5 protein-coding genes and 1 pseudogene are annotated in these 5,947 nt (G+C 70.6%); 4 read left to right on the top strand and 2 right to left on the bottom strand.

Going from position 1 to position 5,947, the window contains the following annotated elements; all coding sequences use genetic code 11:
• Both AOK03_RS38945 and AOK03_RS38950 read right to left on the bottom strand, forming a co-directional pair.
• Positions 1 to 1,090, bottom strand: a pseudogene (locus AOK03_RS38945) (hypothetical protein); the annotation flags it as partial.
• An 86-nt stretch (positions 1,091 to 1,176) separates the two neighbouring features.
• Entirely contained in the window at positions 1,177 to 1,647 is a 471-nt protein-coding gene (locus tag AOK03_RS38950) for an SCP2 sterol-binding domain-containing protein (protein ID WP_055570077.1), read from the bottom strand.
• A gap of 151 nt (positions 1,648 to 1,798) precedes the next feature.
• Between AOK03_RS38950 and AOK03_RS38955 the strand changes: the two genes are divergently transcribed.
• From AOK03_RS38955 to AOK03_RS43000, 4 genes are all read left to right on the top strand, one after another.
• Positions 1,799 to 2,422: a TetR/AcrR family transcriptional regulator gene (locus AOK03_RS38955; RefSeq protein ID WP_055570078.1), complete on the top strand. Its 624-nt coding sequence runs from the start codon at positions 1,799 to 1,801 to the stop codon at positions 2,420 to 2,422.
• Between the two features lie 176 nt (positions 2,423 to 2,598).
• Positions 2,599 to 4,521 (top strand): AMP-dependent synthetase/ligase, encoded by a 1,923-nt coding sequence (locus AOK03_RS38960; protein WP_055570079.1) that lies wholly within the window; start codon positions 2,599 to 2,601, stop codon positions 4,519 to 4,521.
• Positions 4,522 to 4,666: 145 nt separating this feature from the next.
• A complete protein-coding gene (locus tag AOK03_RS38965; protein ID WP_055570080.1) occupies positions 4,667 to 5,683 on the top strand; it encodes a hypothetical protein in 1,017 nt (338 codons plus the stop codon).
• A 61-nt stretch (positions 5,684 to 5,744) separates the two neighbouring features.
• Entirely contained in the window at positions 5,745 to 5,921 is a 177-nt protein-coding gene (locus tag AOK03_RS43000) for a hypothetical protein (RefSeq protein ID WP_157869213.1), read from the top strand.
• Positions 5,922 to 5,947: the final 26 nt, after the last annotated feature.

Raw genomic sequence — 5,947 nt, forward strand, 5'->3', positions numbered from 1 at the left:
CGACGAAGACCGGCAGCAGCATCAGCAGCAGCCCCGGCAGGAACATCCGCCCGTGCATGAAGTCGCCGCCCACCTTGATGACGTAGATCCAGCACAGCGCGCCCGCGAGGAGGGGAGCGACGACCGGGGCGGAGTTCCGCACGACGCCGGGGTCGCGTACCTGTCGTGCGTCGGACTTCCTCGCATACAGCGCCGCCGCGCCGACCGACACCAGCGCCACCACCGGCATCCACAGCGCGTACGGCCCCGCGAAGTCCCGGAGGTAGTCGAGGCCGCGCCCCCACAGGCTCCGCGAGGCCTCCTTGGTGACGCCGGGCAGCGGCATCAGATGCCCGTAGTAGCCCATGCGGAAGATCTCGTACGCGACGGGCAGCGCCCCGGCGACCCCCGCCCCGGCGAGCGCCCCGCGCCACGAGGGCCGCGCCGTCACCCACTGCGCGGCGAGGAAGACCACCGACACCAGCGCCAGATCGGGCCGCACGAGAGGCCCGAGCCCCAGGACGGCGCACGTCACGAGCGACCGGGGGCGCGCGACGAGCGCGAGCCAGGCGCCCGCGATCCAGCAGGTGGCGAGCCCCGTCTCCAGGCCGGAGGTGGCGAAGTCCCAGACGGGCGGCAGCGCGAGCAGGACCAGGGCCCCACAGGGCACGAGGAGTCCGCCCTTGCCGCCTTCGCCCTCACCGCGCTTGCCCTTGCCGCCTCCCCGCAGTCGCAGCGCCCCGATCCCGGCGAGCGCGAACCCGGCGACGGTCAGCAGCAGCCCCCCGTACATCGCCAGGGTCGCCACATCGGCCCCCAGCGCCCCGCCCGCCACGAGCAGCCACTGCCACAGGGTGCCGGTGGACGATTCGGCGCGCTCACCCGCGTTGAAGACGGGCCCGTTGCCCGCCAGCACCTGTCGGACCGTACGGACGTAGATGTGCCCGTCGTCGGACATCCAGCGCCGCTGGAATCCGGCGATGCCGATGACGAGCGCGGGCAGCAGGCAGACCCCGAGCCGGACGTGGGACCGCCATCGCCCGAGCACTCCCGGGGAGGGCTCGGTGACGGCTTCGGGGCCACGGACGGAGGTGTACGCAGACGTCGTCATGACCGCTACATCGGCGCAGGTCAACGACGGCTTGAGCGACGGCGACGCGACTCACGGCGCACCGGCCCCCCCCGACCTGCGGGACCTCAGACCTTGGGGATGTCGAAGTACCGTGTGAGCCCGGCCGCCAGCGCCACATCACCCACAACCCGTACCTTGCGCATCATGAACAGCGCGACGGGACCCACGTTTCCGGACACCAGTTTGAGGAACTCGGCGTCGGCCAGGACGAGCGTGACCCGTGGCTCGGACTCCGAGCGTCCCTCGCGCACGACACACGTGCCGTCGGCGATGTCCGTCTCGTACACCGCGTCTTCGTTGTCGCCGCTGCCGGTGATCTTCCAGCGGATGAGGGCCGTCACCGACGCGGCGGCCTCCGGCTTGAACTGCCGTTCCATGCGCCTGAAGACCTCTTGGAGGATGCGGCCGCGCAGCGTGCCGTCCTCCGCGATCTCGGCGAACTGCTTGTTGGAGAGCCCCTTCACGATCCGCGCGAACTCCTCGGGCGTGACGCGGGCGAAGTCGAGGTCGGCGATCTTGCTGATCGCATCAGCCACGTCAATCTCCTTACTCTACAGTAAACTTACTAAAGAGTAAGGTAAATCGTCACCAGGGAGGCTGACAAGGGTGAGCGGCACATCCGCAGGCGCACCGGAACCCGCAGGCGCACCGGCGCCCGAGAGCGCGCCCGGCCCGCGCAGGCGCCGGGTGCCACGGCGTGAGCGTGAGCGGCAGATCCTCGACGTGGCGGTCCAGGTCTTCGCCAAGCGTGGCTATCACGGGGCCTCGGTGGACGAGATCGCCGAATCGGCCGGAATCTCCAAGCCGATGGTGTATCTGTACCTCGACTCCAAGGAGGGCCTCTTCCTCGCCTGTCTGCGACGCGAGGCGGACCGCCTGGTCGGCGCCTTCCAGGGGGCGGCGACGGCGAGCGGCGCGTCTCCCGAACTCCGGCTGCACGCCGGGCTCCTTGCGTTCTTCGCGTTCGTCTCCGAGCACCGCGACAGCTGGGTGGTGCTGCACCGCCAGGCCTCGGAGCTGAGCGAGGCCATCGCGGCGGCGGTCGCCGAGGCCCGTCGCGCGGTGATGGCTGAGGTCGCGGAGCTGGTGCGGGCGGGCATCGCGGAGGGCGGGCCGGGCACGCAACTCACGGACGAGGACGCGGACTTCGTCACGCATGCGCTGGTCGGCGCGGCGGACTCGCTGACGGACTGGATGGCCCGGCACCCCGACCAGTCCCCGGAGGGCGTGACGCTCCGGCTGATGAACATGGTGTGGGTCGGGATGGGCCGGGTGCTGGAGGGCGAGGCCTGGAAGCCGGTGACGGGCTGAGGGGCGGAGGGCGCGCGGAACCGGGGTCGGGGGCGACGGGAACCGGGATCCGGGGCGACGGAACCGTAATCGACCCGCCCCTTGAATTTTCCTTACGTGTCAGTAAGTTGACCCGTGAGTAAGTACGCGCGCCGATCACCTGCACATCAGCCGGGAACCGGAAGCCGGGAGCCGTCATGGGCGTACGCAAGGATCTGAAGAGAGCACAGCGCCACAGTGACCTGGCGGAGCGCGCCGAGGTCGAACTCGTCAAGGACGAGCACGGCACGGTGCGCGAGGCGCGCACCGCCCCGCTCGTGCCCCGGGCCACCGCGGGCAGCACCGCGGACATCCCCTTCACGAACGCCGTCGAGGCCCCCGACACCGTGGTCCTGCGCCGCAAGCAGGACGGCCGGTGGCGCCCCGTCACCGCCGCCGCCTTCGCGCGCGAAGTGACGGACGTGGCCAAGGGGTTGATCGCGGGCGGCCTCGAACCGGGCGGCCGCGTCGCGGTCATGTCCCGTACCCGCTACGAGTGGGCCGTGCTGGACTTCGCGATCTGGGCGGCGGGCGGCCAGACCGTCCCCATCTACGCGACGTCCTCGGCGGAGCAGATCGAGTGGATCGTCCGCGACTCCGGATCCCGACTCCTCGTCGCGGAGACGGCGGAGAACGCGACGACGGCCGAGGACGCCCTGGCCGCGCTCGGCGAGCCCCCGCGCGTACGCCACATCGACGGCGGCGCGATATCGGAACTCGTCGCGCTGGGCCGGGACCTGTCCGACGAGGACGTCACGAAACGCAGGTCCGCGCTCACCCCGGACTCGATCGCGACCCTCTGCTACACCTCGGGCACCACGGGCCGCCCCAAGGGCTGTGTCCTCACGCACGGCAACCTGCACGCGGAGGCGGCGAACACCGTCGAACTCCTCCACCCCGTCTTCAAGGCGATCACCGGGCAGGTCGCCTCCACGCTCCTCTTCCTGCCGCTCGCCCACATCCTGGGCCGCAGCATCCAGATCGCCTGCATGCTGGCGCGCATCGAGCTCGGCCACTGCCCCAGCATCAAACCGGACGAACTCCGCCCCGAACTGCGGTCGTTCAAGCCGACGTTCGTCGTCGGCGTCCCGTACCTCTTCGAGAAGATCCACGAGACCGGCCGGGCGACCGCCGAGAAGATCGGCCGCGCCGCCTCGTTCGACCGCGCCGAACGGATCGCGGTGCGCTTCGGCGAGGCGTACCTGAACAAGTTCCTGGACGAGGGCGGTCCGGGTCCGTCCCTCGGACTGCGCGCGGGCTGGGGGCTGTACGAGCTCCTCGTCTACCGCCGCATCCGCAAGGAGGTCGGCGGCCGGCTGCGCTACGCGATCAGCGGCGGCTCACCCCTGGACCGCAACCTCAACCTCTTCTTCTACGCCGCCGGGATCATCATCTACGAGGGGTACGGGCTGACCGAGACCACGGCCGCCGCCACCATCACCCCACCCCTCAGGCCCCGCCCCGGCACGGTCGGTCTGCCCGTGCCGGGCACGGCCGTGCGCATCGCGGACGACGGCGAGGTGCTGATCAAGGGCGGCATCGTCTTCGGCTCGTACTGGAACAACCCGGCCGCGACCGACGCCGTACTGACCAACGAGTGGTTCGCCACGGGGGACTTGGGGGCGCTGGACGACGAGGGCTACCTCACGATCACCGGCCGCAAGAAGGACATCCTCGTCACCTCCGGCGGCAAGAACGTCTCGCCCGCCGTCCTGGAGGACCGGCTGCGCAGCCGGTCGCCGGTCGGGCAGTGCATCGTCGTCGGCGACAACCGCTCGTACGTCGCCGCGCTCGTGACCCTCGACCCCGAGGCCGTCGAGCACTGGCTCACCGTACGCAAGCGCCCCAAGGACACGCCGCTCGAAGAGCTGGCCCGCGATCCGAAGATGATCGCGGAGGTCCAGAAGGCGGTGGACTACGCGAACGCGGCGGTCTCCAAGGCCGAGTCGATCCGTAAATTCGCCATCGTGGGAGGCGAGTTCACCGAGGACAACGGACTGCTCACCCCCTCCCTGAAGATCAAGCGGCATGCGGTGACGGCGGCGTACGAGGCGGAGATCGAGGACCTTTACGGCGCGTGATGCGTGCCGACCGAGTTGACCGGGTCGGGACCAAAGTCCCCTCCTCCAGCTTCTACACGTATGTAAAAGTATTCGCGGCACCCCGGGCGGGGATCCTCTTCGAGGGCTCGGGGTGCCTTCGTATGCACAAAAGCGGGAGGGACCCATGAAGACCATGCAGAAGCGCGCGCAGAAGACGAGACGCATCGCCGCAGGTTTCGTCGCGGCGGCGACGGCGGGGGCGGTGCTCGGCACGATGGCCCCCGCGGCGGCGGCCTCAGCGGGTGAGGTGCCGTCGTCGTCGGTGGCGGCGCGGGCGGCCGAGATCGTCGAGAAGGCGACCGGCACCGCGGACCTGACCAAGCTGGACGGCCGCAGCGGCAGCGGACGGACGGGCGAAGGAAAGGTGACGGTCACGGCACCGGCGACGGCTGCCGGCGACGTACGGCTCGACGCACCGAACGCCGACGTCTCGCTCGGCCTCCCGGAGACGAAGGGGATCGCGGGCGTGGCGGCCGGGGCGGGCACGGTGGTCTACCCCGACGCCGCCCCGTCGACGGACATCGCCGTGCAGCCCACGTCGGACGGCGCGGCCCGCACGTTGGTGACGCTGAAGGACCGCAACGCGCCGACGACCCACGACTTCTCGCTGAAGCTCCCGGAGGGCACGCGGCTGACGGAGGACGGCGAGAACGGCTTCCTGATCGCCAAGAGCCACGGCGGGGGCGAGGGTGAAGGCCGGGGCGACGGCGAGGACACCGAGATCCTGGGCGCGATCGACGCGCCCTGGGCGAAGGACGCCAACGGCAAGGCCGTGCCGACCCGTTACCGCCTCGACGGCGACAAGCTGACGCAGACGGTCGACGTCACGGCCGACACCGCGTTCCCGGTGGTCGCCGACCCGAAGGTCTCGCTGGGCTGGTCCATCTACCTCCGCTTCAGCAAGAAGGAGGTGAAGGACATGGCCAAGACCCCGATGTACCACTTCGCCGCGGTGGCCACGGTCATGGCCTGCGCCAAGATCCCCAACGCGGTCGCCGCGGCGGGCTGCGGCGCCGCCCTGACCGCCCAGGCGGGCTCCCTGCGCGGCCAGATGCAGGACGCCGCGAAGGCCAACCAGTGCGTGGAGTGGAAGGTCAGCTACGTGGGCGTCATCACGAACTGGAAGCGCTACAAGTGCTGACGCTGCCTGCGTACCCGCGGCTGCAACCGCAACCGACCCCAAGAGGAACGAGTCACGAGCCATGAGCAAGAAGAAGGACCTCCTGCTGCTCACCGTCACCTACCTGGCGCTGGTGCTGGTCGCCTGGGCGGTCATGGGCTGGTCCACGGCGGGCTGGATGCTCCTGTTCCTCCCGGTCCTCGTGGCGACGCGCGCGGTGACGCTGCGGGGGAAGGGGCCCTGCGAGGCCCGGAAGTAGCGAAGGAGCGGGGGGAGTGGAGGGGG

Origin of the sequence: Streptomyces atriruber (genome assembly GCF_001418325.1) — a bacterium.
Taxonomy (GTDB): domain Bacteria; phylum Actinomycetota; class Actinomycetes; order Streptomycetales; family Streptomycetaceae; genus Streptomyces; species Streptomyces atriruber.